This window comes from Bradyrhizobium sp. SEMIA, assembly GCF_014844175.1.
Lineage (GTDB): Bacteria > Pseudomonadota > Alphaproteobacteria > Rhizobiales > Xanthobacteraceae > Bradyrhizobium > Bradyrhizobium arachidis.
The window spans coordinates 8066903-8090614 of sequence record NZ_CP046601.1; the positions used below are offsets into that span (position 1 = coordinate 8066903).

Consider the following 23712-nt stretch of genomic DNA (forward strand, 5'->3'; position numbering starts at 1 on the left):
TCATCGGACGTAGAGCAGCATGCAAGAGCGAAAATTCTTTGATCGAATTAGCTCGGCCCACGTGATGCCTTTAGGAGCCGACAAGGATTGGCTTCTCGGGGCAGAACGAGATGGCTTGCGCCTATTGACAGAGGAGGAGCATGAATCCGTGATCCTCTACGCGAGCTTCCAAAGCTTGCTGATCATCTCAATATTCGCGCGCGCCGCTAACCTCATCAATCCTGACAAAGACAAGCTGTACGATACCAGCTTTTATGTCGATGAAGCCTGGTGCATTCAGAAAGCGTGGGGCGGCGGACATGGGCATCAGATGTACCTTGAGCCTCCTTTCGACCTACCTGAGGAGCACCCGCTTCATGGGGCAGAGCCGATTGTATTTCGTCGGTCCTTTGAGGGCATGCCGAACTACGACCCGCCGATAGAGCTAAGTCAACAGCTTGTTCACTCACTTGGTTTGCATTTCATTGCCGAGCGGAGCGCGTACTGTCGTCTAAATTCGGAGGGTGACCTAGAGGAAGTCATCAAAGTGTTTCGCGACGCTGGCACCGGTGACTTTGACCGCAGTAGGACACTCGTGCTGATCAAGACCAAGCCCTTGGCGGAATTTATGGCAGTAGGTGGATACGCTCTTTATCGGAAGTTCGACCTGACGAGGTTCAGGCCAGGATCATTTAGCCATTGGGACAATGCGGAACGCCACTTCGATGCCCCCGACCTTTTCTACAACTCAGCGCTATCAGGTGAAAATGCGAGCTACATTCACGGCGGGCAAATCATTCGACCAAATGTCACGGTTGACGAGTTGATTGAGGAGTGGAAGCGAGAAGATGACCCAAATGCTCGTCAGTATGAAAACTTCAAAATCGACGACTGGAAAAACAAGCGGCTGGTGGAATGGTCGTGCGCGCCTTTTGAGCTAAGCAACTATTTCACAAAGTCCGAGAAGCCGTTCGAGATATCTCCCGCCTTTTTCAGCCCAGAGGTTTTGACCAAGTATAAGGCAGACCCAGACAAATACGATTTGGCAGATCGCTCCATCACTTGCCGCAATTCTTGGCATTTGAAGACCTTTGACATCAATGAAGCTGGTCAAGTTCACACCTATATAGGGTATCTCCAGAACCTACCGTTCAAGGAGCAGCAGCATTGGAAACTTCATAATGAGTGGCCCAAGGCCCCCATCTCGAAGCGCGCTTTCCAAACGGATTTCAAGGGAGAGTGGACGACCGAGAGTGATCCACTGCAATCCATGCGATATGCCGTAGCCGAGCTTGATCGTGATTCCCCGCCATGGTGGCGCGCGAGAGGGTCGCAGGTGCGCGATAGAGTGCACTATCCGGTTACGACGTCCTCGAAGGAATGGGCCGACGAGTTGCTTGCCTTGGACCAAATGCTCGTGGAAGGCTTCGTGGCGACAGAGCTTCGCAAGCTCGCAACAGCTTCTGGCGTCAAGTTCGAGCCCTCATGGCAAAGTCTCAAACTAATTCAGGAAATACTACGGTCCGAGGATAGCCTAACAGCAGATCAAATCGCGGAACCACTCAAGGAACTACACCACCTTAGAAGCAAGGTGCCGGGGCATCACACTGGAGAGCGAACGAAGCTGGAAGCGAGCGCCTTAAGAGACCATGGGTCACTCGCCGCGCACTTTCGGTCCCTTTGCGCGCGGTGTGAGGAGGCGTTCGAACGCATCATCACTACACTAACTAGCGTTCAAAGGCGGTAGGCTAGAGGCTGTGGTGGGGCTTGAACGCTCTAAGCAGCGTCTACCGCCTCCATGAATCTTTGGACCACACGCGACCTTCTCGATGGCCTCGCGGAGGTCAACAGGGGATCGAAATGAGAGCGGGTGACATTAAGGCGAGGCCGTACGACGAAATCGTCGAAACCTACAACTTAACGATTTTGACCGAGATGGGTGATTGGTCCCTGGACGGCACTGGTGACCTCGTAACGACAAAGGACGGCGACCCTCAGCACGGCGACATTGCTTACAACGGGCTATTCCGGCTCGTGCAGATGTGGCGCTATAGCGAGGCGCACCTTCGTTACCTGTTCGCGACCGTAGACGAAATGCAGTCCCAGCGCCGCGCTCTGGACGACGATTTAAACGCCGTGGGGAACAAGGCGCACGAAGAAATCATGCGTGGGCATCGGATGCCGTCCGGGGCTTTTGGCGCAGCCTTGCACGACGTGTGGGACCGACAAGCCGCAGCGGTCTTCGGCGCGGGCATTTATGCAGGTTCGCTGATGCTAATGCTCAGCACCGTTCTTCTTCGGCTCAGGGACGATATCGAGGGAAAGCGCTACTGGTCCATGATGGGGCCATCCGTCAGTGGTCACTCCATAGGAGCTATAATTGAAGCAGGAGCGAATGGCTTCCGCCATGCCGATGAGTGGGCCAAAACTCATCCTCCAACGCCACAACAGAAGCGCTCTCAGGACATTATTGCAGCAGCGCTTTCTGAGCGTCGCGAGCCCGACGAAGGCAGCCCCGGCGCGTGCGTAGAACTCTTAGCTGTGTTGAGTGGCGGCACCTTTGAAGGTCTGGCTACCAACGTGTTTACGTTCGCGCACAATCTGGCGGTCAGGTGCCGTCAAGCTCCATAGTGCTACTGAGGGTAATTGCGGGGCTACGGTTGCCCTGCCCCCTTTCTGAAGTCCCTATCAGATAATTGACGCGTTACCTCGCCAGCGACGAATTGCGCGCCCATAACTGTGTGACCAACTTCCACGCGCTTAGGCTGCTCCTTGGCATATCGGTTGCGGACATAGCGTGGCTGCGCCTCCGTTACCCTCCGCACTCTTGCAGCGTCCAGCGTTGACCACTTAGGTTCCAAGTAATTGATGAGGCGGTCGATATGGTGCCCGTAACCGTCTCTGATGTCGTTCTCGCCTAGCCCGGTTGCGGCGGCCAACGCTTTCAAAGCTAGTTCGGTGGCGAGGAGCCCGCTTTGCACTGCGCCTCTGAAGTCGTATCCGCCCGTGAGAATTGCAGCGGCGCCGTGGAGGTGCAAACGAGACAGATTGAGAAATCTTTCTACTAGTTCCATCTGTGCATAGGGCGCTCGTAGTTCACGAACACCGTATTCAAGGTCAAAAAGATCGGCGAATTGATCATGGTATGCATCAAAGGCAGCGGAGTCGCTGGCCAGTATGTGTTTCTGAACGTCTGTCAATTCAACATGGTCTATTGGAACTATCCGCACCGTTCCATATCCATGCGGGATGCCAATTCGCCCAAAGATGTCTCGGAACATGAACACGCCGATATGGCCACCTACGGCTAGATCGTGAGCGCTATAGAGCCGTGCGAATTGTGCCCTGATACGCTTGAGTATTGGCGAAGTGTAATCCCCGAATAGGCCGAATGAGACGTACCCCAATTGTCGCATTACAACGCTGGGAACGCGGAATTGTCGCTGTCGTATGTCCTCCCCAGCGGCGAATAGCTCCTCGTCGGCCTTCACCACCATCGACAGAAGGGCATCGTCTGATAGGTCATCGCTCATTGGATTGAACGCTTCCTTGTGAGAACAGAAATTCGCCCTCAATCGGCTCAAACTCGAACGGTGGAGGTTTAGGAGGTGCTTTGACAATCTGTACGGCGATCATCTTAGCAAACACGGCGCGTCTATTTGAGGACATCACCGCCCAGGCCGCGCATCTGATGCGGTAGCCCTTGTGTAGCTGAAAGGTCGGGGGCGCTGGATTGTTTTGCGCGTCAACGATAGGAGGCCATGAAACACCGAATGATGAGAACCGCAGACCGAATAGGCCGTTCTCGCACTCACCGAAGCGGCTGAAGCAGCCCAACTGCATATTAGCGCGCCGCGCACCGAGGAGCCTGAAAACGGCCTTTCGCAGAAGCTCTGCTTCTCCACGAGCGACGAGCAAGGAGAGTGAGTTCATCGTGAATACGTCGTTGGTGTCGGATGGATCGAGACCCAACCGCTCGCCCGCACGGACTATGCGCTGTATCTCGCCTATCGGAGATATGAACGCGCAGCCGCTGCCGCTCCTGGTTAGCTGGAATGTGCTGTGGGTCGCTGCTTCCATTAGCCGACTATGCGACCCCTACGCCGCCGTGCCAACTCCTGATGCAATCGTCTTCATGACTTCAGGCCCGTAATCCACTTTGTCGATGATCTTGCGAAGGTCCAAGCGTTGGCCGGTCGAGTAGACGCCATACGTGATATCCTCGCCCCTATCGTGTCCGATGATGAGTTTCACGGTGCTCTCAGGCACCTCCAAGCCCTCCATGAGGTCCACAAAAGTCTTGCGAAGAGCATGGAAGTCCTCGAAGCGCGCGCTAACACCAACATCCGGCTGCTTGCGGAAGCGCCCATAGGCTTTGCTGACGTTCCAAGAGCGCTTGTCGTCGGGACCTCCCGGCACCAGTCCGGGGAACAGATACTCATCGTTGCCCTTCAAGCGGCGCTTCAGGATGGGCACAGCGAGATTGTGGATAGGCACTTCGCGCGCGGCGGCTTCGGTCTTGCCTTCGTTGATGACGAACCAATAGCCATCGGCGCGCTTATGAACATCGACCTTCTTGAGCGAGCAAAGCTCATCAAGCCGGGCTCCGTGCAGCAGGGCAAGGCGTGTGAGGTCTGCAAGCACGTTGGCGTAGCGAGGGGTGCGATATCGACCCTTTAGGAGCTTCACTAGCTTCTCGTTGGTGAGGCCCTTCCGGGTAGCCGTCTTGCCCTTGCGCGACTTTTTGCCAACGCCGTGCTCCCGCCATGGATTGTCGCGGTTATTCGGGTCGGTAAGGCCGCTACTCATTAGCCATCGCCAGAAGGTCGAAAGCGTCGAAAGGTGCCTCTGGATCGTCTTGGGTGCTAACTTCTCATCTCTCAGCAGTTGAACGTATTCGCCCGCCTTGCGACGGTCGGTGGCTTGGATGGACGTATACTCGCCAGCCCAAACGAGATAGCGCTTAATGGCGGCCTCGTGTTGCGCCTTGGTTTGCTCCGTGCCTTCGCAGATGGTCAACCACGTTGGATAGTGGTCGCGGATGAGCGTCGCTTTGCCAGTCGCGAGACTGCGGAACAACCGCTCCGCTTCGGGGCCTTGGGCCTCCAACAGCGCTTCAGCCTCTTGGTTCACCACGTCGAGCAGTTCGCTGGCGGCAAAGCTCTCCTGATCGCCATGCGCAAGGTACTCGTTGTCGGAAGACGCGAACGCTTCACGGAAGGCGATGGCCGCGCCAATCGCGGCGGCGAGCGGGTCAGCTTGCCCCTTCTCATACATCTTGATGCGGCGCTTAAACTCAGCAACGTGGCTGTGCTTAAGCCGGTTCGCCTCCGTGAGGCTTTCCGTGCCCAGCGACTTCACAAAGCGAGGCTTGCCGTTGGCGGCTTGTCGAAGGGGCTTGGGTATCTCTACGACCACCCGCCACGTGTTGCCCTTCTTCTGAAGATACTTGGTGTCTGCCATCAAACCATACCCGAAAACCACACCTTGCTATCCAGCTAAGGCCTGATAAACAAGGGATTATTGGTCTTCAGGTGCTTTTGGTGGAGGTTCCCACTCTCTCCGCCAGTCCCCATCGAAATGTAAGGTGGATCTCTGTTTTCGACGGTCAACCCCCCGATTGCTTCCGGGTGCGACAGGCGTTGGAAAGCGAGATCCTTTCCGAATTCGGTCGAGATCCGCGCTTGACTGCGCTCGCTGGCAGAACTCGAGCCTGCAACCGCGGCTCGGTGTTGAGCAGCTAAATGCTGAGTTTACGGGCCGTCCGGGGGGTGAGTGTGGCTCCGAAGCGAATGCGGCGTGCATCCAGCGCGGACCGGCGCGCTGTCGTTACCGGTGGCGCCTGCTCCGACAGCGCCCGGCGCGGTGCCGAAACGCCGGCGGAAGCCGCGCGCAAAGTGCGTGTAGTCGCGAAAGCCGCAGGCGTAGGCAATATCGCTGAGAGGCTGACCTGTCTTCATCAACGCGCGGCGTTCGATCAGACGCGCTGCATGATCCAGACGGGCCGAACAGATGTGGTGACCGCATGTCGACCCGCGGGCCGTGAACAGCTTCTGCAAATAGCGCAGTGAAATTCCCGCCTCGGCAGCCACCTCGCGCGGAGAAATGTCCGGATCGGCAAAGCGGTCCTTGATGATGCTGCAGACGCGCATAAACAGCTTGTCGTTGTGGCGCGAGCCAAGCGGGGCGGGAGGTGCAAACAGTGCGCCGAGGAGATCGTAGACCACCAGATGCATAAATTTATCGGTCGACGCGAAAGCTGGTTCTGCATTGCCGACCAGGTCAAGAGCGAGTTGACAGAGTAGACGCGACGCTTGGGCCTGCCGAGGACCGCACGCGCCACCTTGCGGTTCGAAGCCGAGATGCGACGCCAGGCTCTGGCGCGGCACTTGCAAACCAAGCCATTGCGCGCTGTCCTGGGCCGGCGAGATGAATGTCACGGGTCTTGTGGAATCGAGCAGGATGACATCGCCAGCAGTGATATTTACGACCCGGTCGTTGTGAATGATGGTCGATTCGCCGGTATCCTGAACCGTGACGAAATAGTACTCCATATTATCGCGGCGAATGTCCAATTCCGTCCGCTCTAGACGGCTAGCGTTGCAGATGAGATCCACTGCAGCAAATCCGAAGACGCGCCGCGTGCGCACCTTGCTGGCGAAGATGTTGGTTTCGTGAGCAGGAGTAAACCATCCCCAATCGTCGCGCATTGCAGCTCGGAAACCGTCATAATCCAATTCTGGAGCGCTGAGAAAATCGTCGTTCGGGTGCATCATCCATCGCCTCCGCGGGTCTGGCTAAGCCTAATCGCACGCTTTGTAACGGCCTGCGCCGAAACCATGGGCAGCCGTTGATCAAGCTAGTGTGGCCCAAGACGCCTCCTGCTCAACTCTGCGTCACGCCAAATCACGCCCGCGAGATCGCGTCGGCATTGCCGCGAGGCGCGCCAGGCGGTGCGCGCCAGTACGGACGATTGGGCGCGATCGCCTCACGACACCTAAGGTCCAGCCGCCTAGATTCCGATCCTCGTAGTCATGCTTTGACGAGAATCGGAGACAACAATGATTACAGTGGTTGAGAATACAAAGACGCTAACGGGAGACCGGGCGCTTGTGACCGAGCAGGCAACGCAAAACGAGTCCGATCCTGCCTTGGGAGTTGCGCGGCCCGGGATTCCGGTTCCGCTTCATTGTTTGCCAGTGACGGATGCCACAGTTCTCGAGCTGTACGAGTATGTCTTCGCGCCTTGGGTGAAACTGCTCGGCCTTCGAGAGTTCAAGGTCTACCCGGGCATCGTGTCCGCGATGCTTCCGCAAAATGATGCGCTCAAATTGTCAAGCGGTGCGGTGTGTGGTCAGGCAATCATGGCGGCCATTGACTCGGTTGCGTCACTGTCTGTGGGCACGACGGGGCGCATCACCAAAGGCACCGTGTATCAGCACACTCACTTCCTGCGTCCAGCCGTCAACGACGACTATCATGTAAGAGCGGAAGTATTGCGCTTCGGCAAAGCTTCGGCCTTCACGGAAACCCGCGTTTCGTTTGCGTCCACGGGAAGGTTAGTTGCACACGCCAGCCTGGAATTCGCCTTCTGACTCGCATCCAGGGCTTCATCACCCCAACGCGCCGCTCCCGAGGTCTGTTCAAGCTCGTTCCCGGACATCCCGGTCGCGGTACTCCGCCAGTTCCTGACCAGCCATACCGGCTGATCATCTCGCAATGACCCGCAACCCTCGTCACCGGAGCCAAACCATGACTAGCACCATTCTCATCACCGGCACATCGAGCGGCTTCGGCCGCGAAACCGCCGAAAGGCTGGCGCGCGACGGCTATCGCGTGTTCGCCGCGATGCGCGACATCGCCGGCCGCAATCGCAGCCACGCCGACGCGCTGCGAAGCCAGAAAATAGGCGTCGTAGAACTCGACGTTACCGATGGCGTGTCGGTCGATCGCGCCATCGCTTCCATCCTTGCCGAGGCCGGCAAGATCAACGTGCTGGTCAACAACGCCGGCATTGCATCGGTCGGCGTGACCGAAGCCTTCACGGCGGATCAGGCGAAGGCGATCTTCGACACCAACGTCATCGGGCTCCTCCGCGTTACGCGGGCAGTGCTGCCTTCGATGCGCCGGGAGCGCGAAGGCCTCATTATCAACATGGGCTCAGTCCTCGGCCGGGTGACGTTCCCCTTCGTCGGCATCTACGGCGCGAGCAAGATGGCGATCGAAGCTTTGACCGACAGTATTCGGTTGGAGGTCTCCCAACTCGGCGTAGACGTGGTGGAAGTTCAGCCTGGCGCTTATCCGACAAGCCTGTACGCGAGCATCCAGAGGCCTGCCGACGGCGACATCACGAAGTCCTACGGCGAGGTCGGCCAGATTCCCGAAGCCATTTACAAGACCTTCACGTCAATGTTGCAGGGAAAGGACGCTCCGAAGCCTCACGACATTGCCGAGGCCGTTGCCAGGCTCGTCGGCCAGGCGAAGGGCAGTCGCGCCGCTCGGACGGTGGTGGGCACGTCGTTCGGTGCCGACAAGATCAATGCCGACATCGCGCCCGTCCAGAAGGCCGTCGTCGACGGTCTGGGCCTCGGGCATCTCGAAGCACTCGCATGATGGAGCGTTCCGGGTCGGCGACTGCCGTCGACCCGTCCTCATGCGGCGGCACGATGGCGGGCGCGCCGTGCCGGGAATAGGCCCGCGAGGGAATGAAGAAGCCAGGACGAATATCGCCAAAGCTTAGCGAGGAGAACTCAAATGCCTCTGTGGCATATCTACTGTCCGGAAAATGCGTACTCGGCCAAGGACAAGTGCGCGCTTGCGACGCGTATCACGGACCTCTACGCGGATGTCGGCCTGCCCCGGTTCTATGCAAGCGTTGTCTTTCACGAATTGCCAAGGAACTCGTTCTTTATCGGCGGAAAGGCAACGAACGATTTTGTCAGGATCTGGATTGATCAGATTGCTCGCGCAACTGCTCCCGAGCGGCGAGCGTGGTGGCTGGAGCGCGTCAACACTGCGCTCAATTCCTTCACGCGCGAGCGGGGTTATCGCTGGGAGATCCACATTGACGAAACGCCAATCGATTTCTGGACCATCCAGGGAATGAAGCCGCCTGACCCCTATTCCGAGGCTGAAAAGCTCTGGGTCCAAGAGGACCGCCCGTCAGCCTATACCTGAATGTCGGCGCAACCTACAGCGAGTTGAGCACGGCGACCCCGACGCTCTACGCGAGGCCAGGAAGAAAAACTGGACCATCATCAGCGTGAAGAACGACTGGAAGAACATTTTTTCGTTCCAGTAGCTGATGACCGAGTTGGCGGCGCGATGTGGCCGTGAACGGTGCGTGCCAGTACCGGCGAAAGGGCGCCGGCGGCTCACGACATCCGGCTTCCAGGGCCTCTAGCTTCATTCACAGCATCGAATTCAAATCGTGTTTGGAAGACAAATGCCCCTGTCAGTCATATGGCTCCTCACGTCCTTTGCGATCAGGCTGCTCGTCGTTCACTTCAAGCTCGTCATCCTTCCAGGTCTCGCGCGAAGGCGAGTTTTCGGAGGCCGGGCGCCCGAGAGGGCAGGCGAGACGTCGTCCTGGCTGATGAAGACCTCCCGCTGAATGGGTGCCCGTGCGGACAATATCCTGCCCGCATGAACGGCCGCTTGCGGCTGAAACGAAAGCGTTGAAACCGAGGACCATTCGCCATGCCTGGCTTGATGATGCAAACTCCTTTGCTCCTGTCGTCCATTCTCATGCACGCGGCGCGTTCCTTTCCCGATGTCGAGATCGTCTCCCGAACTCCCGACAAGCCCGATCACGTCACGAGCTACGGCGACCTTCTCGAGCGCAGCTCCCGGCTCGCAAATGCATTGGACTCGATCGGCATCAAGCCGGGCGATCGCGTGGCGACCCTGGCCTGGAATAGCTGTCGGCATCTGGAGCTATCCTTCGGCATTTCCGGAATGGGAGCCGTTTGCCACACGATCAATCCAAGGCTGTTCGTGGAGCAGATCATATACATCATCAACCATGCCGAAGACGTGGTTGTATTCTTCGATCTGGCATTCATCGATCTCGTACAGTCGCTGATACCGCAATGTCCGACTGTTGAAGCGTGGATATATCTGGGCGATGCTGGCGACGCGAAGATCGTGGGAGCCAAAGGCTTCCCCTCCTATGAAGGATTTCTCTCCGGGTGCTCGGAAGTTTATGCATGGCCGGAATTCGACGAGAACACGGCATGCGGACTTTGCTATACGTCGGGAACGACAGGAAACCCAAAGGGTGTGCTGTATAGCCATCGCAGCGCCGTGCTGCATTCCTGCGCTGCGGCGCTGCCGGACGCTTGCCGCATTTCTCTGCATGACACGGTCGCGCTTGTCTCGCCGATGTTTGACGTCATGTCTTGGGGAATGCCGTATTGTGCAGCGGCGACGGGTTCGAAGCTCGTGATGGCCGGACAAAACGTCGACGGTGAGAGCCTGCACAGGTTGTTCGAGGACCACGGGGTGACTTTCGCCGGCGGCGTGCCGACGGTCTGGCTGGGCTATGTTCGATACCTGCAAGGCGCCGGCGTGAAGCCGACGATGCTCAATCGCGCGCTGATTGGTGGCACGGCATATCCGGCCTCCCTGATGGAAACGCTGCAGGACGAATACGGAGTAGAAGTTCTGCATGACGGGGGCATGCTGGAGACCAGCCCGCTTGCGACGATCTCGAAGCCGCTGCGCAAGCACATAACCTCGTCGAGAGCTGAACGGCGGTCTCGCCAGGTCAAACAAGGACGTGCGCTCTTCGGTGTCGAAATCGGCATTCGCGACGGCAAAAACAGAAAATTCCCCCACGATGGCAAGGCAGTTGGCGACCTCGTGGTTCGGGGGCCCGGGATTGCCCGCGCTTATTACAGGATGCCGGAAAGCGAGCGTGCCGACAGCTGGCTTTTCACGGGTGATGTCGCCACGGTCGACAGCGACGGTTACATGCAGATTGCGGATCGTTCGAAGGGCGTCATCAAGTCCGGAGGCGAACGGATATCGTCGATCGAACTCGAAAACCTTACGATGGCCCACCCCGAAATCGTCGAAGCGGCGGTGATTGGTATTGCGCATCCAAAATGGGACGAACGCCCGCTCGTGCTTGCGGTCCGACGCCAGGGATCGAGGCTCAAGGCGCAAGATCTCCTGACCTTTTACGAGGGCAAGATCGCGAAGTGGTGGATGCCGGACGATGTTCTGTTCGTCGACGAGCTTCCGCACGGGGCGACCGGAAAAGTCGTGAAGACCAGATTGCGAGAGCTTTGCGGAAACCGCGTTTCCGCCGCGATCAGCCAGACGGGCGCCCCGCCCGCCGCCGAAGCCAACGGAGGTTCCTATGTCAGTGCGCAGCTCACTTCTCGCAGCCGCCGTCACCTTCTCACTCGCGGCCGCACACGCTAACGGCCTGCGGCCGATCGAGGGCCTGAGCATCAATCTCGGCGATGTATCCGGCGTCGCCTACTACACGGTCGAGCCCGATGGATTCCGCGTCGTCACGACTCTCGCACAGGGTGAAGCGGGAACGCCGATCCGCTTTGTGACAGTACTGGCGCCCGGTCAGCGCGTCGTTGTCTCAACGCCATACCAGGCACCCGCGCTCGAAATCAGCCGAAAGGGCGATGAACTGCTCGTCCGAAAGGCGAGCACGTTCTCCAATTCAAGGGGGGTGACTGACACTCTCTCCGCCAATGGCTTTCAAGTCGGGATCAAGCCGGATCCGCGATAGCTTTCGATCAGCGCATCGAACAACTTCAGATCTGCGCGGCTCCGCGCCATCAGCTGCGCGCCGGCAACGGCCGCGTAGATCGCGCGCGCCCTTGCTTCACGCTTGCTGGCGGGAACTGCGGCCGCGGCGAGCATCCTGGTCAGCCACGCCACGTTGACATCGGCAAAAGCCTGCACCTCGGTTTTCACCGCGTCCGGCAGATCGTCATATTCGGCCGCCATGAAGCTACAGAGGCACATGCGATTGTCCTGCTCCAGCGATCGACGAAAAAGTCCCGGATAGGCCCGGAGCGCCTTTCTTGGATCTCCGTTCGCTTTTGAAAGAGCTTCGAGGTTCGCCGCCGTATCCTCCCAGTAGCGTCTCGCCACCGCCGCACCCAGCTCGGCCTTGCCCGGGAAGTGGTGGTAGATGCTCGCAGCCTTGATGCCGACCTCGGCTCCGATGTCGCGGAAGTTCAACCCGCCATATCCGTGGGCCTGGGCCGTCCTGCGCGCTGCGGCCAGGATCGCCTCCCTCGCATTTTCGGTCATCTCGATCACCTCATCGTGTCCCTACCAAATGACAGGTAGGGATTGAAGTCCGAAAATGCGAGGAACATGTCCAGCCTACCAAATGACAGGTAGGATAACATGACCAACAATATCGTGAAAATGGACGCCACCCGCATCGCCCAGCTGATCGCTCAACGGGAGCTTTCGCCCGTCGAGGTCATGCAGGCGCACCTCGACCGCATCGCGGCGGTCAATCCCAAGCTGAACGCAATTGTCGCGCTGGCCGATAGCGCGATGGAAAGCGCTGGAAAGGCCGAGGCGGCAGTGATGTCAGGCGCTCAGCTCGGCCCTCTCCATGGTGTTCCGTTCACCGTCAAGGACGGAATCGACACGGCGGGTGTGCTGACACAGCGCGGTTCGCCGATTTTTAGAGGGCGCGTGCCTGACACCGATGCCACCGTTGTGGCGAGGTTAAAGGCCGCCGGCGCCATCCTCATCGCAAAGACGAACCCTCCCGAATTTTCCTATTCGATCGAAACCGACAATCTCCTGACGGGCCAGACCAACAACCCCTGGAATCTCGACTACACGCCGGGCGGATCGAGCGGCGGTGAATCGGCCGCCATCGCAGCGGGCATGTCGCCACTCGGTGTGGGCAGCGATCTCTCGATCTCATTGCGTGGCCCGGCAGCACATACCGGTATCGTTGGTTTTAAGGCCACGCATGGCCGAATGCCGATGACAGGTCACTGGCCACGGGTGCCGCGACGCTTCTGGCACATCGGTCCGATGGCGCGGTCGGTTCGCGATGTTGCACTGGCTTATTCCTTGATGGCCGGGCCCGACGGCGCCGACGGCTTCTCCATCAGCTCGCCCAGCCTCGACACAGGGGTGGGCACAACGTCGACCCGTAAGCTTCGCGTGGGCTGGATGGCCTCTCCAGGCTTCTTCGGGCCAATCGATCCCGAGGTCGTGGCGACGGTGAAGGCAGCGGCGCGTGCACTGACCAATGCCGGCTACCAGGTCGAACAGGTCCGGTTGCCAGTGGTGGAGCAGACCGATGCCAACAGCGTCCTCTGGCAGCTCCAGCAGATGGAAAGCCAAGCCGAGTTCGAGAAGGTCACCGCCGGCCACGAGGCCGAGATCTTCAGGCACGCCAAATTGGTCCTTGATGCACCTGATACGCCGATCGCCGATTTCGTCGCCGCCGAGCAGGCCATAGAGCGCCTTCGCGACACCTTTGCCGAATGCTTCCAGCGCTACGATGTGCTGCTATGTCCGGTGACACCGTTCCCGGCGACCAAGCATGGTCTCAACGACGTCGTGGTCGATGGCGTGACAGTCTCGCCGTTCCACGTGATGAGCGCCACATCACCGTTCAGCCTGACAGGAATGCCCGCTCTCTCGATGCGATTTGGAACGAGCCGTGACGGTCTTCCGATCGGCGTGCAGATCGTCTCGTCGTGGCTGGCGGAATCGACGGTGCTCGAGGTTGCCTCGGTCCTTGAAGACGTGAGCCCCGTCCGCAATCTTCATCCTGCGATCTAACGCTGCAGGGGGCGGGTCTTCCCGCCCCCTTCGATAGGAGCATTGAAACATGAGCGAATTCTACGAACTCACATCCCTTGCCTGCCCGATGCTCGGGACATCGGAAGTCGCCAAGGCCGCACGGGATTGGGTCACGGCGCCCGACGCCAGCGGCACGCTGTTGGGCTGCTGGCGAACGGAATTCGCTACGCTTGGGCGCCTGTTGATCCTGCGCAGCTTCGAAGCGCGAGATGCGCTGGATCAAGAACGGCGCCGCGCGTTGTTGAGCGCCAATCCGTTCAACGCCGGGCGGCTGATCACGGCGTTGGAGATGGATAGCTACCAGCGCTTTCCCTTCCTGCCGCCGGTGCAGCCGGGGGCTTACGGCGATGTCTACGAATTCCGCACTTACAAGCTGAAGCCGGGCGGACTGCCGCCGACGCTTGCGGGATGGGAGGCTGCGATCGCGCCGGCGCGGGACTACACGGCGCATTTGGTGATCAACATGTACGCGCTCGATGGACCACCCCGGATCACCCATATCTGGGGTTTCGAAAGCCTCGCGCAGCGCGCGTCGCTGCGCAGCGCCGCCTTTTCCACCAGCGTCTGGCCTCCGAAGGGTGGCCCGGAGAATGTCCTTCAGGCGGTCTCGGTCATCGCAATGCCGGAAGGCGAATAGCCAGGTCGTACGGCTGCCTCGCGACCAGCCCAGCGTCCTTAGGCCACCTTCCACCTCCCGTCTCCCGCGCGCTTCAGCGCGGGATCCGGCACCCGCACATGCGCGGCCAGAAAATCGATGAACGCGCGGACGCGGGCGGGCAGGGGGGCGGTGTGGCCGACATAGACGGCGTGGATGTCTTCGCGATCGCCGGGATTGTAGTTTTGGAGAACTGGGACAAGACGTCCGGCTTCGATGTCGGGGCCGATGTGGAAGAGGGCGAGGCGGCCAGTCCCACGCCGCCGAGACAGAGCCGACGCGCGGCTTCGCCGTCGCTGGCGCGCGCGACTGGCGGCGGCACGATTTCCTCGGTGTGGTCGCCGCGCTTGAATGGCCAGGCGCGGATCGAGCGCGGGAAGGTCCAGCCGATGCCGCGGTGATCGGCAAGATCGGCCGGCGTCTTCGGCGTGCCTGCGCGAGCGAGATAATTCGGCGCGCCGACCACGACCATGCGGCTGGTGCCGAGCTTTCGCGCGACGAGGCGCGAGGCCCGCAGCGGCCCGGCGCGGATGGCGACGTCGGCGCGCTCCTGCATCAGGTCGATTAGCGTATCGGTCAGCACGAGATCGAGCGTGACCTCGGGGTGCTGCTCGAGGAAGCGCGGGAGCAGCGGCATCACATGCAGCATGCCGAACGGGATGTTGCAGTTGACCGTCAACCGGCCGCGCGGCGCAGCGCCCGAAGCCGCCTCGCGCTCCGCCTCCTCCATCTCGGCGAGGATGCGCACGGCGCGCTCGTAAAAGGCCCGGCCTTCTTCCGTCAGCGTGAGCTTGCGCGTCGTGCGGTTGACGAGCCGCGAGCCGAGTCGTGTTTCCAGCCGAGAGATCAGCTTGCTGACGCCCGAGGGCGTCAGGCGCAGTTTTCGTGCGGCCTGGGTGAATCCGCCGAGATCGACCACGCGGACGAAGACCTCCATCTCGGCGGAGCGGTTGGTGTCGAAACGGGCCATGTTGAATTCACGTCACAAATGATTGGATTGCGGACATTCTAATGGTTTTGCCGCGGTGCCGCTATCTGCGTGGCTCGTCTCATCCATTGGAGCCACGCATGCCTCCCGCCGTCCTCGCGCTCACCGCCGGTGCCTTCGGTATCGGCACCACCGAATTCATCATCATGGGTCTCTTGCTGCAGGTTGCCGCCGACATGCATGTCTCTGTGCCGGTCGCGGGCCTCCTGATCTCCGGCTATGCGCTCGGCGTATTCGTGGGGGCGCCAGTCCTCACCCTGGCGACGCGCAAATTGCCGCGGAAAACCGTGCTGCTGGCGCTGATGGCGATCTTCACGCTCGGCAACGCGGCCTGCGCGCTGGCGCCGAACTACGAACTGCTGATGGCCGCGCGTGTGCTGACCTCGCTCGCGCACGGCACGTTCTTTGGCGTCGGCTCGGTGGTGGCGACCGGCCTGGTGGCCGAGGACAAGCGCGCATCCGCCATCGCGACCATGTTCATCGGCCTGACAGTCGCGACACTGCTGGGCGTGCCCTTCGGCGCCTGGTTCGGCCTGATGCTCGGCTGGCGCGCGGCGTTCTGGGCGGTGACGGTGATCGGCGTGATTGCGTTTGCCGTGGTGGCTGCGCTGGTGCCCGGTCATGTCGGCAAGGGCGACAAGCCGATCTCGCTCGCGGAAGAGGTCGCGGTGCTCGGCCGTCCGCAGGTGCTGCTTGGCCTTGCCATGACCGTGTTCGGCTTCGCCGGGCTGTTCGTCGTCTTCACCTATATCCAGCCGATCCTGACGCGCTTCACCGGCTTCTCGGAGGCCGCAGTCTCGCCGATCCTGCTGGTGTTCGGTGTTGGCCTTGCGATCGGCAATGTCGCCGGCGGCAAGCTTGCCGATCGTGGCCTTCCGCGTGCGCTGATCGGCACGATCGCCGCGCTCGCGATCGTGTTGCTCGGTTTGGCCGCCGTGCTGTCGGTCAAGATCGCTGCCATCGCGCTGATCCTGCTGCTGGGCATTGCAGCCTTCGCAACCGTCGCGCCGCTGCAGCTGCGCGTGCTGGAGGCGGCTGGGCCCAGCGGCCGCACGCTGGCCTCCAGCCTCAACATCGCCGCGTTCAATCTCGGCAACGCGCTCGGCGCCTGGGCCGGCGGTGTCACCATTGATCGCGGGCTCGGCCTCTCCGCCCTGCCGCTGGTCGCGGCCGGCATAACCGCGATCGGCCTCGTGCTCGCGCTGTGGAGCCTCCAGCTCGACCGCCGGCAGGTCGCCGTCGTGGCGTGCCCGGCGGAATAGGAGCGCGATCATGGAATACCGCAATCTCGGCGCGTCCGGGCTCAAGGTCCCCGTCCTCAGCTTCGGCACCGGCACGTTCGGTGGCCAGGGACCCCTGTTCTCGGCCTGGGGCCGCAGCGGCGTGGAGGAAGCCCGCAGGCTGGTCGACATCTGCCTCGATGCCGGCGTCAATCTGTTCGACAGCGCCGACGTCTATTCGAATGGTGCCTCCGAGGAGATCCTCGGGGCCGCGATCAAGGGTCGTCGCGACAAAGTGCTGATCTCGACCAAGATGAGCATGCCGATGGGCGAGGGCCCGCTCGATGCCGGCTCGTCGCGGCAGCGGCTGCTTGCCTCGGTCGACGCGGCATTGCGCCGGCTTGGCACGGAGCATATCGACCTGCTTCAACTCCATGCCTTCGACGCGTTCACGCCGATCGAGGAGGTGCTGTCCACGCTCGACACACTCGTGCGCGCCGGCAAGCTGCGCTATGTCGGCGTCTCGAATTTCGCGGGCTGGCAGCTGATGAAGTCGCTCGCCATCGCCGACCGCCACGGCTGGCCGCGCTATGTCGCGCACCAGGTCTATTACTCGCTGCTCGGCCGCGACTATGAGTGGGAGCTGATGCCGCTCGCGCGCGACCAGGGTGTTGGCGCGCTGGTCTGGAGCCCGCTCGGCTGGGGCCGGCTCACCGGAAAGATCCGGCGCGGCCAGCCGCTGCCGGAAGCGAGCCGCCTGCACGCCACCGCACAGTTCGGGCCGCCCGTGGACGAGGAGCGTCTGTATGCCGTCGTCGACGTGCTGGACGCGATTGCCGCAGAGACTGGTCGCACCGTAGCGCAGGTCGCGATCGCCTGGTTGCTCTCGCGTCCCACGGTCTCCTCCGTGATCATCGGCGCGCGCGACGAGGCGCAGCTGCGCGACAATCTGGGGGCGGTCGGCTGGTCGCTGAGCGCGGATCAGATCAAGCGGCTCGACGAGGTCAACGCCGTGATGCCGCCCTATCCTTATTACCCCTATCGCATCCAGGAAGGCTTTGCGCGGCTCAATCCACCACCGGTGTAAAGGTCGCAAATATGGGGCGGCGATCGCGGCCTAGTAGAATGCCGCGATTGCCGTTGCGATTCCCGGCGGAAGATTCGACTCGCTCGTCAGCGTGTCCAGGAAGGCGGGATCGCCCGCCACCGTGAGGCCATCCAGCTTGATCGGATGCAGCGGCTCGGGCGCCGCCGCAGCGGAGGCCAACAGATCGGGACCGGTCCGGATGCCGTTATAGACGAGCCGCGGCCGCAGCTGGACATTGTTGCCGAACTGCTCGTCCAGCGCGAGACGCCATCCGGTGCGCGTCACCGTTCCGCCGGCGATCGCCGCCGACATCGCAAGGCTGTGCGGTTGCAGCGTGCCGAGATTGCCGAGCGCGGCGGTCAGGCGGTTCGTCGCCTCCGCCAGCGTGATGTTCTCGATCCCCGGATCCTGGTCGGGCGAGGTGAAGTCGATCACCCGCGCGCTGCTGCCGATCTTGATCGCTTCGCCGCTTCCGCCCGCCTTTTGCATGACGCTCTTCGTTCCATAGTGCGGCCGTCCGCCGATCACCACCAGCACGACATCCTGCTCGCGCGACTTGATCAGATGGCCGTAGGGATCGCCGGTGACGCCCTTGACGACCAGCAGATCGGCGAACTTGCCCTGGGCGATCGTCCCGAGCTTGGCATCCCATTTCAGGATCGTTGCCGGATTGCGCGTCGCCATCGAGACGATGTCGTAATCGCTGAAGCCGAGATTGAAATGCGCCGAGACGACCTTCGCCGCTTTCAGCTCACCCAAAAGGTTCTTGCTGCCGGATGGCGACCAGTCCGAGCCGAGCGCAATGGTGAGGCCGGCTGCGCGTGCGGCGGCGACATCGGTCGTCTTCCCGTACAGCAGCAGATTGCTCAGCGGAGACCAGACCACCTTGGCCTCGTGATGTGCCATCGTTCCGAAATCGGTCGCATCGAGCGCGGTGCAATGAATGCCGGCCAGCGACGGTTCGATCGCCCAATCGCCCGAACCGTTGCGCAAGGCCAGGAAGTGGCTGTGGGCCTTGGCATCGATGCCTTCGCTGAGATGCAGCAGGAAGCAGGCCGACGATTTCAGCTCGTTGTCGAACTTCGCCCAATCGTCGGCGTCGATATCGGGTATCTTCGAGTGCGCCCGTGGAAGGTCCGGAGGACTGCCGATCTCGGCGGCGCGCAGCGCGCCCTTGTAGTACTTGTGGATCGTGCCGCTCCAGTTCGACAGCGTGATCCCCTGGCTCGTCGTGGTGCCCGCGACCAGGCATTTGGCTTCGACGTAGCGGACCAGAGCCGGCAGCAGCGAGCCGTCATCGGCCAGCGCGATTGCGCTCATGGGGCCGGTCACGGAGGTCTTGTAGGATTTTGCGTTCTGCCACTGGTCGCGATTGCCGTAGAGCTGCGGCACCCGCCACAGCGGCAGGATGTTGTAGCTCAGATGATTGTGCAGCTCGATCAGGCCGGGATAGATGGTGCCGCCGGTCGCGACCGGAGCGACCGTCTCGAAGCCCGCCGGGGCCGGCTGTCCCTTGGGCACGACCGCGGCGATGCGGCTGTCCTCGATGAAGATCGTCCCGCTCTTGATGACGTCGCCGTCGGCCGCCATCGTCACGATCCGTCCGGTCAAGGCCCATCGCTTCGGATTAGCGGCCGGGCTCATGGGATCACTCCGTCGGGGATGGTGATCGTGATGGTGCGTCGCTTGGTCGCCGCGTCAGTGCCCTGGCGCACCGCCCATGCCGCATCACCGCGCATCCAGGCCGGCAGGCCGGCGGGTAGATCCTTCGCGATGATGTCGACGAGCTCGGCCGGCTTGAAGGCGTCGCCATAGGGCACGAGCGTCGTCGGCACATCGGGATGCCCGACCTGCGGCACGAGAGCCGCGAGCGCGGCGTTCCACTTGGTCAGCATGATCTTGGTGTTCGCGGCCTGGGTGGCGGCATCGTGCGCCGAGCTTTCCGGCCAGGTCGGGTGCGGAATGTGCTGATAGGCGAGGGTCTTGTAGGCCGCGCCATCGGACGTCTTGAGCCAGGCTTTCCAGGCTTCGTCCGCGAGGCCACCGAGCGAGACTGCGGCCTCGATGTTGCCGGACGCCAGCACGGCCTTAAGCCATTTGTTGCGATAGCCGACAATGCCCGGCTCGTTCTTGTGCTTGCTGCCGCCACTCTGTCCGTAGACGCTGTACAGGAAGGTGTTCACCATCACGTAGCTCTGCGTGATGCCGAGCTTCGCGAGGAAACCCTGGGTCCGGCGGCCTGCAGTGCCGACCAGGATCCTGCGTACGATGGTTTCGTGCTGGGCCGGATCCTGACCGACGACGAGCACGCGCGCCGATCCGTCGAGGCGGCCGCGGTGAAAGATCGGGCCCCACTCGATCCGGAAATCATGCGGATCGTAGGCCTCGGCGCCAGGGTAGTCGGCGCATAGATCGCGAAATGGTTGTTGGTCGTATCCGCTGTCGAATCCCGTGAGCATGGCAATTGCTCCGATAATGTCGCTGGCAAAATGGCTGCGTCAAAAAAAGCCGGTCGCAATGCCGCAATCTTAGCGGTAATTCACTGTTATGTTCAACCACAATATGGGTCAGGAGAGAGGACCTAAGAGGGCATCGCTGAGCGCAGCGCGAGCGGGTAATCCGCTTGATCTCCGCGATCAACCGCGCCGGCCTGGCGCCGCGCAGCCCGCGCGCCACCGGACGCCGCGACGTCGCGGGCGTGATCGGGAAAGCGCGCGGCTAGTTCGTCAGATGCGAGACGGCAATCGCCTTCTGAAACAGCGCATTCAGCGCGTCGGTGATGCTCGAATCGCTGGAGACTTCGTAATAATAGCCCGACGTCGCGCAGGACTGCATCTTGGTCGCGATCGAGCTGCGCCATGGCGCAATGTAGGTGTTGTACCAGCTGTTGTTGGTGATCGCGAGATAGGTGGTGTAGAGCACGGCGATCTTGACGCCGCGCGCCTTGATGGTGTCGCAGATCGTCGTCGTCAGCGGCTCCTGGCATCGGCCCGACGATGAGATCACGGTCTGGCTGCAATTCGACGGATAATAGTAATCGGCCACGCCGTCGGAGACGAAGAACAGCCATTTCTGCGGCGAGGATGAAGAGCCGTCGCCGGGCGTCGGAATCGCGCCGTTCATCGACGACAGGGTCCCGTCGAAATCGGTGCATATGTCGTTGTTGTAGTTGGTGTAGGGGATCGTCATCAGGTCGACGCCGGAAACCGCCGTCTTGACCGACGAGAGGCTCGAGGTGAGCGCCGAGATCGTGGTCAGGCCGATGGAGCTGCAGTCGCTGCCCATGGTGTAGACCGCCATCCGGTACTGGTTGCTGACGAGCTGGCTGGCGGTGGCGGTGTCGGTCAGCGACTGCGTCGCGTCGCGCACCAGGTCGATCCGCATCTTGATTCCGAGCTTCTTCGCGATCGAGTAATAGCTCGAGGTCTGGAGCGTCTTCTTCGAGCTCGATGTATAAATGTCATGGCAGGCGAAGGCGCAGCTGTCGGAGGTCGCGTTCTGCAGGGCCGTCATGTCGCTCGTGGTGGCGCCCAGCCCCTGCGACGGCGAGTTGTCGAGCAGCACGTAGAAGTCGATGTAGGCAGGCAGCGAAGCCGCCGCGGTCGAAGTCGCCGAGACGACGAGGGTCTTGTAGCCCACGATGCCCATGAAATAGGTCGTCAGGTTGGTCGTTGCGGTGCCCGAGGCGGTGCGTTTGGTGACGCTGTCGGTCACATCGATGGTCACCGAGCTCGCGGTCATGCCGAGTGCGGACATTTGCCCGTTGAAGACGTTCAAGGCGTCGTTCTTCGCGGTCGATGTGCTCTTCGTGATCTCGCTCTTGGCGGTGGCGACCAGCACGGCGGTGTCGAGCGCAGCCGCCAGCTTCACCTTGGCTCGCGCGGCGAGGGAGTAGTCGACGGCGGCGCCGACGAAGGACAACAGTGGCAACAGCGCTAGCGCAAAGATGATGGCGATGTTGCCGCGGCGGTCAGAAGCAAAGCGGGATAACAGGCGACGAGCATTCCCGGTAGCAAAGGTCAAGCAAACGCATCCTCGAACGAAAAACGATGCGCCAACCTAGGCCATCGAAACTTACGCAACGGTTGATCGCGACGCGAACATGCATGTCCGCGCGTTGCAGATCGTTTCTGCGATGCGCGAGAGTCCCTATAAAAATAGGCTCAGCGCGCGTCTGTATCGTTGAGTTCCGTAGTAACACGGGGGAGGCGCATGATGCGTCTTCGCGCGTCTCAATTTGCACGGACACCGCGTCGAGCGTGAGAGCGTCAACCTGTAGTGCTGCGAAAGAGACGAGATCTGTCTGTCGATTCGATCATTCCGAATCGCTTCGGGAGGCAGCGATTCGATCTCGGACGAAGCACAGGCGTTGAGATCTGTGAGAGCGTTCGAAGCGCTCGGCTGCACAGGATGACGCACCTCGGCCCGCAATGAGAAAGAGAAGCGGCGCTGGGCAAGCTGCGGCGGCGCGCTGCGATTCATTAAGCCAAATTAACTCGAATTTTAGCCAATTCACCAACAGCTGTTAGGGTTACTTCCTCGATCTCTATGCGAATTATTGTCCGCTTTACCACCCGCCTCTAACAGAGGGACGGCGGACAACGCACATGCCTCATACAGGCCAATAAGTGCGGCCCGCTCCACGCGGAGGTGGCACGATGCGAAACGAGACGATCGCTATTCACGCCGGTTACGAGCCCGAAGCCACCACGCACGCAGTTGCGGTGCCGATCTACCAGACCGCAGCCTATGCCTTCGACAGCGCCGATCATGGCGCTGCGCTCTTCAATCTCGAGGCCGAAGGTTTCCGTTACAGCCGTATCGCCAATCCGACCAGCGCGGTGCTGGAGAAGCGCATCGCCCAGCTCGAAGGCGGCGTCGGCGCGCTTGCGGTTGCGACCGGCCAGGCCGCGCTGCATTTCGCCTTCGTCAATGTCGGCGATCACGGCGGCAATATTGTTTCCGTGCCGCAGCTCTACGGCACCACGCACACGCTGCTCTCGCACATCCTGCCGCGGCAGGGCATCGCCGGCCGTTTCGCCGAGAGCGACAAGCCCGACGCGATCGCAAAGCTGATCGACGAGAACACCCGCGCCGTGTTCGCCGAGACCATCGGCAACCCCGCTGGCAACGTCTGCGACATCGAGGCGCTGGCCAAGATTGCGCATGCCCACGGCGTGCCGCTGATCGTCGACAACACGGTCGCCACCCCGATCCTGCTCAAGCCGTTCGATTACGGCGCCGATATCGCCGTGCATTCGCTGACCAAGTTTCTGGGCGGCCACGGCACCACGCTTGGCGGCGCCATAGTCGATTCCGGAAACTTTCCCTGGGCCAAGCACGCCGACCGCTTCCCGGCCTACAACAAGCCGGACGCGTCCTATCACGGCCTCGTCTATGCCGAGCGCTTCGGCCGGACCGCCTATATCGAGCGCGCGCGCAGCGTCTATCAGCGCACCATGGGCTCGGTGCTGTCGCCGTTCAACGCCTTCCTGCTGCTCCAGGGCATCGAGACCGTGGCGCTGCGCATGGAGCGCCATGTCGAGAACGCCCGCAAGGTCGCCGAATTCCTGCGCGGTGACTCGCGCGTGGCCTGGGTGAATTACACCGGCTTCCCGGACAGCCCGTATTTTCCGCTCGTCGAGAGGTACCTCAGCGGTCAGGCTTCGTCGCTGTTCACCTTCGGCATCAAGGGCGGCATGGAAGCCGGCAAGACCTTCTACGATGCCTTGAGGCTGATCACGCGCCTCGTCAATATCGGCGATGCCAAGTCGCTGGCCTGCCATCCGGCCTCGACCACGCACCGGCAGATGTCGGCCGAGCAGCAGCGCGCCGCCGGCGTGCTGCCGGAGACGATCCGCCTCTCGATCGGCATCGAGCATTCCGCCGACATCATCGAGGATATCGACCAGGCGCTGGCAAAGGCCTGTCCGTCGGCGCGCCTCCAGGCTGCGGAGTAGGCGGACGG

General features: G+C 61.3%; 19 protein-coding genes and 1 pseudogene. 12 read left to right on the plus strand and 8 right to left on the minus strand.

Features of this window, described 5'->3' with window-relative positions; genetic code table 11:
* Positions 1-19 precede the first annotated feature (19 nt).
* Together FOM02_RS38720 and FOM02_RS38725 are read left to right on the plus strand one after the other, a co-directional pair.
* Complete coding sequence (locus FOM02_RS38720; protein WP_027563523.1) at positions 20-1726, plus strand: hypothetical protein; 1707 nt, start codon at positions 20-22, stop codon at positions 1724-1726.
* A 113-nt stretch (positions 1727-1839) separates the two neighbouring features.
* The gene (locus tag FOM02_RS38725) at positions 1840-2610 is read left to right on the plus strand and encodes a hypothetical protein (protein ID WP_027563522.1); all 771 of its coding nucleotides are present in this window, start codon (positions 1840-1842) and stop codon (positions 2608-2610) included.
* A 23-nt stretch (positions 2611-2633) separates the two neighbouring features.
* Here the strand turns inward: FOM02_RS38725 and FOM02_RS38730 are convergent, their stop codons facing one another.
* The 3 genes from FOM02_RS38730 to FOM02_RS38740 all read right to left on the minus strand — a co-directional run bounded on the left by FOM02_RS38730 (position 2634) and on the right by FOM02_RS38740 (position 6755).
* Positions 2634-3512: a hypothetical protein gene (locus FOM02_RS38730; RefSeq protein WP_027563521.1), complete on the minus strand. Its 879-nt coding sequence runs from the start codon at positions 3510-3512 to the stop codon at positions 2634-2636.
* A gap of 565 nt (positions 3513-4077) precedes the next feature.
* Positions 4078-5442 carry a DUF6538 domain-containing protein gene (locus FOM02_RS38735; protein ID WP_027563519.1) on the minus strand — a complete coding sequence of 455 codons (1365 nt, stop codon included), beginning with the start codon at positions 5440-5442 and terminating at the stop codon, positions 4078-4080.
* A gap of 290 nt (positions 5443-5732) precedes the next feature.
* Entirely contained in the window at positions 5733-6755 is a 1023-nt protein-coding gene (locus FOM02_RS38740) for a helix-turn-helix domain-containing protein (protein ID WP_084334857.1), read from the minus strand.
* A gap of 285 nt (positions 6756-7040) precedes the next feature.
* On the opposite strand from FOM02_RS38740, the gene FOM02_RS38745 reads away from it, so the two are divergent.
* The 5 genes from FOM02_RS38745 to FOM02_RS38765 all read left to right on the plus strand — a co-directional run bounded on the left by FOM02_RS38745 (position 7041) and on the right by FOM02_RS38765 (position 11734).
* Positions 7041-7574, plus strand: coding sequence for a PaaI family thioesterase (locus FOM02_RS38745; RefSeq protein WP_051395265.1), 534 nt, complete (start codon positions 7041-7043; stop codon positions 7572-7574).
* A gap of 124 nt (positions 7575-7698) precedes the next feature.
* Positions 7699-8592: an SDR family oxidoreductase gene (locus FOM02_RS38750; RefSeq protein WP_035730494.1), complete on the plus strand. Its 894-nt coding sequence runs from the start codon at positions 7699-7701 to the stop codon at positions 8590-8592.
* A gap of 141 nt (positions 8593-8733) precedes the next feature.
* A complete protein-coding gene (locus tag FOM02_RS38755; protein ID WP_027563515.1) occupies positions 8734-9156 on the plus strand; it encodes a tautomerase family protein in 423 nt (140 codons plus the stop codon).
* A gap of 522 nt (positions 9157-9678) precedes the next feature.
* A complete protein-coding gene (locus FOM02_RS38760; protein ID WP_084334855.1) occupies positions 9679-11409 on the plus strand; it encodes a long-chain-fatty-acid--CoA ligase in 1731 nt (576 codons plus the stop codon).
* The gene (locus FOM02_RS38765) at positions 11345-11734 is read left to right on the plus strand and encodes a hypothetical protein (RefSeq protein WP_231164180.1); all 390 of its coding nucleotides are present in this window, start codon (positions 11345-11347) and stop codon (positions 11732-11734) included. The genes FOM02_RS38760 and FOM02_RS38765 overlap by 65 nt, the downstream gene beginning before the upstream one ends.
* Here the strand turns inward: FOM02_RS38765 and FOM02_RS38770 are convergent.
* Complete coding sequence (locus FOM02_RS38770) at positions 11704-12264, minus strand: TetR/AcrR family transcriptional regulator (protein ID WP_027563514.1); 561 nt, start codon at positions 12262-12264, stop codon at positions 11704-11706. The genes FOM02_RS38765 and FOM02_RS38770 overlap by 31 nt on opposite strands.
* 99 nt (positions 12265-12363) lie before the next feature.
* On the opposite strand from FOM02_RS38770, the gene FOM02_RS38775 reads away from it, so the two are divergent.
* Positions 12364-13773, plus strand: coding sequence for an amidase (locus FOM02_RS38775; RefSeq protein WP_027563513.1), 1410 nt, complete (start codon positions 12364-12366; stop codon positions 13771-13773).
* Between the two features lie 49 nt (positions 13774-13822).
* Positions 13823-14431 carry an NIPSNAP family protein gene (locus FOM02_RS38780; RefSeq protein WP_027563512.1) on the plus strand — a complete coding sequence of 203 codons (609 nt, stop codon included), beginning with the start codon at positions 13823-13825 and terminating at the stop codon, positions 14429-14431.
* Between the two features lie 38 nt (positions 14432-14469).
* On the opposite strand, the pseudogene FOM02_RS38785 reads toward FOM02_RS38780, so the two are convergent.
* Positions 14470-15419, minus strand: a pseudogene (locus FOM02_RS38785) (LysR family transcriptional regulator).
* Between the two features lie 98 nt (positions 15420-15517).
* Between FOM02_RS38785 and FOM02_RS38790 the strand changes: the two are divergent.
* Together FOM02_RS38790 and FOM02_RS38795 are read left to right on the plus strand one after the other, a co-directional pair.
* Complete coding sequence (locus FOM02_RS38790; RefSeq protein ID WP_027563510.1) at positions 15518-16699, plus strand: MFS transporter; 1182 nt, start codon at positions 15518-15520, stop codon at positions 16697-16699.
* A gap of 10 nt (positions 16700-16709) precedes the next feature.
* Entirely contained in the window at positions 16710-17744 is a 1035-nt protein-coding gene (locus FOM02_RS38795; RefSeq protein ID WP_027563509.1) for an aldo/keto reductase, read from the plus strand.
* A 30-nt stretch (positions 17745-17774) separates the two neighbouring features.
* Here FOM02_RS38795 and FOM02_RS38800 read toward each other — a convergent pair whose 3' ends face one another.
* The 3 genes from FOM02_RS38800 to FOM02_RS38810 all read right to left on the minus strand — a co-directional run bounded on the left by FOM02_RS38800 (position 17775) and on the right by FOM02_RS38810 (position 21767).
* Complete coding sequence (locus FOM02_RS38800) at positions 17775-19388, minus strand: amidohydrolase family protein (protein ID WP_027563508.1); 1614 nt, start codon at positions 19386-19388, stop codon at positions 17775-17777.
* Positions 19385-20203, minus strand: coding sequence for a uracil-DNA glycosylase (locus tag FOM02_RS38805; RefSeq protein WP_027563507.1), 819 nt, complete (start codon positions 20201-20203; stop codon positions 19385-19387). Before FOM02_RS38805 ends, FOM02_RS38800 begins: the two co-directional genes overlap by 4 nt.
* Positions 20204-20462: 259 nt before the next feature.
* On the minus strand, positions 20463-21767 hold the full coding sequence (locus FOM02_RS38810; protein WP_027563506.1) for a TadE/TadG family type IV pilus assembly protein: 1305 nt from the start codon (positions 21765-21767) through the stop codon (positions 20463-20465).
* A gap of 635 nt (positions 21768-22402) precedes the next feature.
* Here FOM02_RS38810 and FOM02_RS38815 point away from each other — a divergent pair.
* Positions 22403-23704 (plus strand): O-acetylhomoserine aminocarboxypropyltransferase/cysteine synthase family protein, encoded by a 1302-nt coding sequence (locus FOM02_RS38815; protein ID WP_027563505.1) that lies wholly within the window; start codon positions 22403-22405, stop codon positions 23702-23704.
* Positions 23705-23712: the final 8 nt, after the last annotated feature.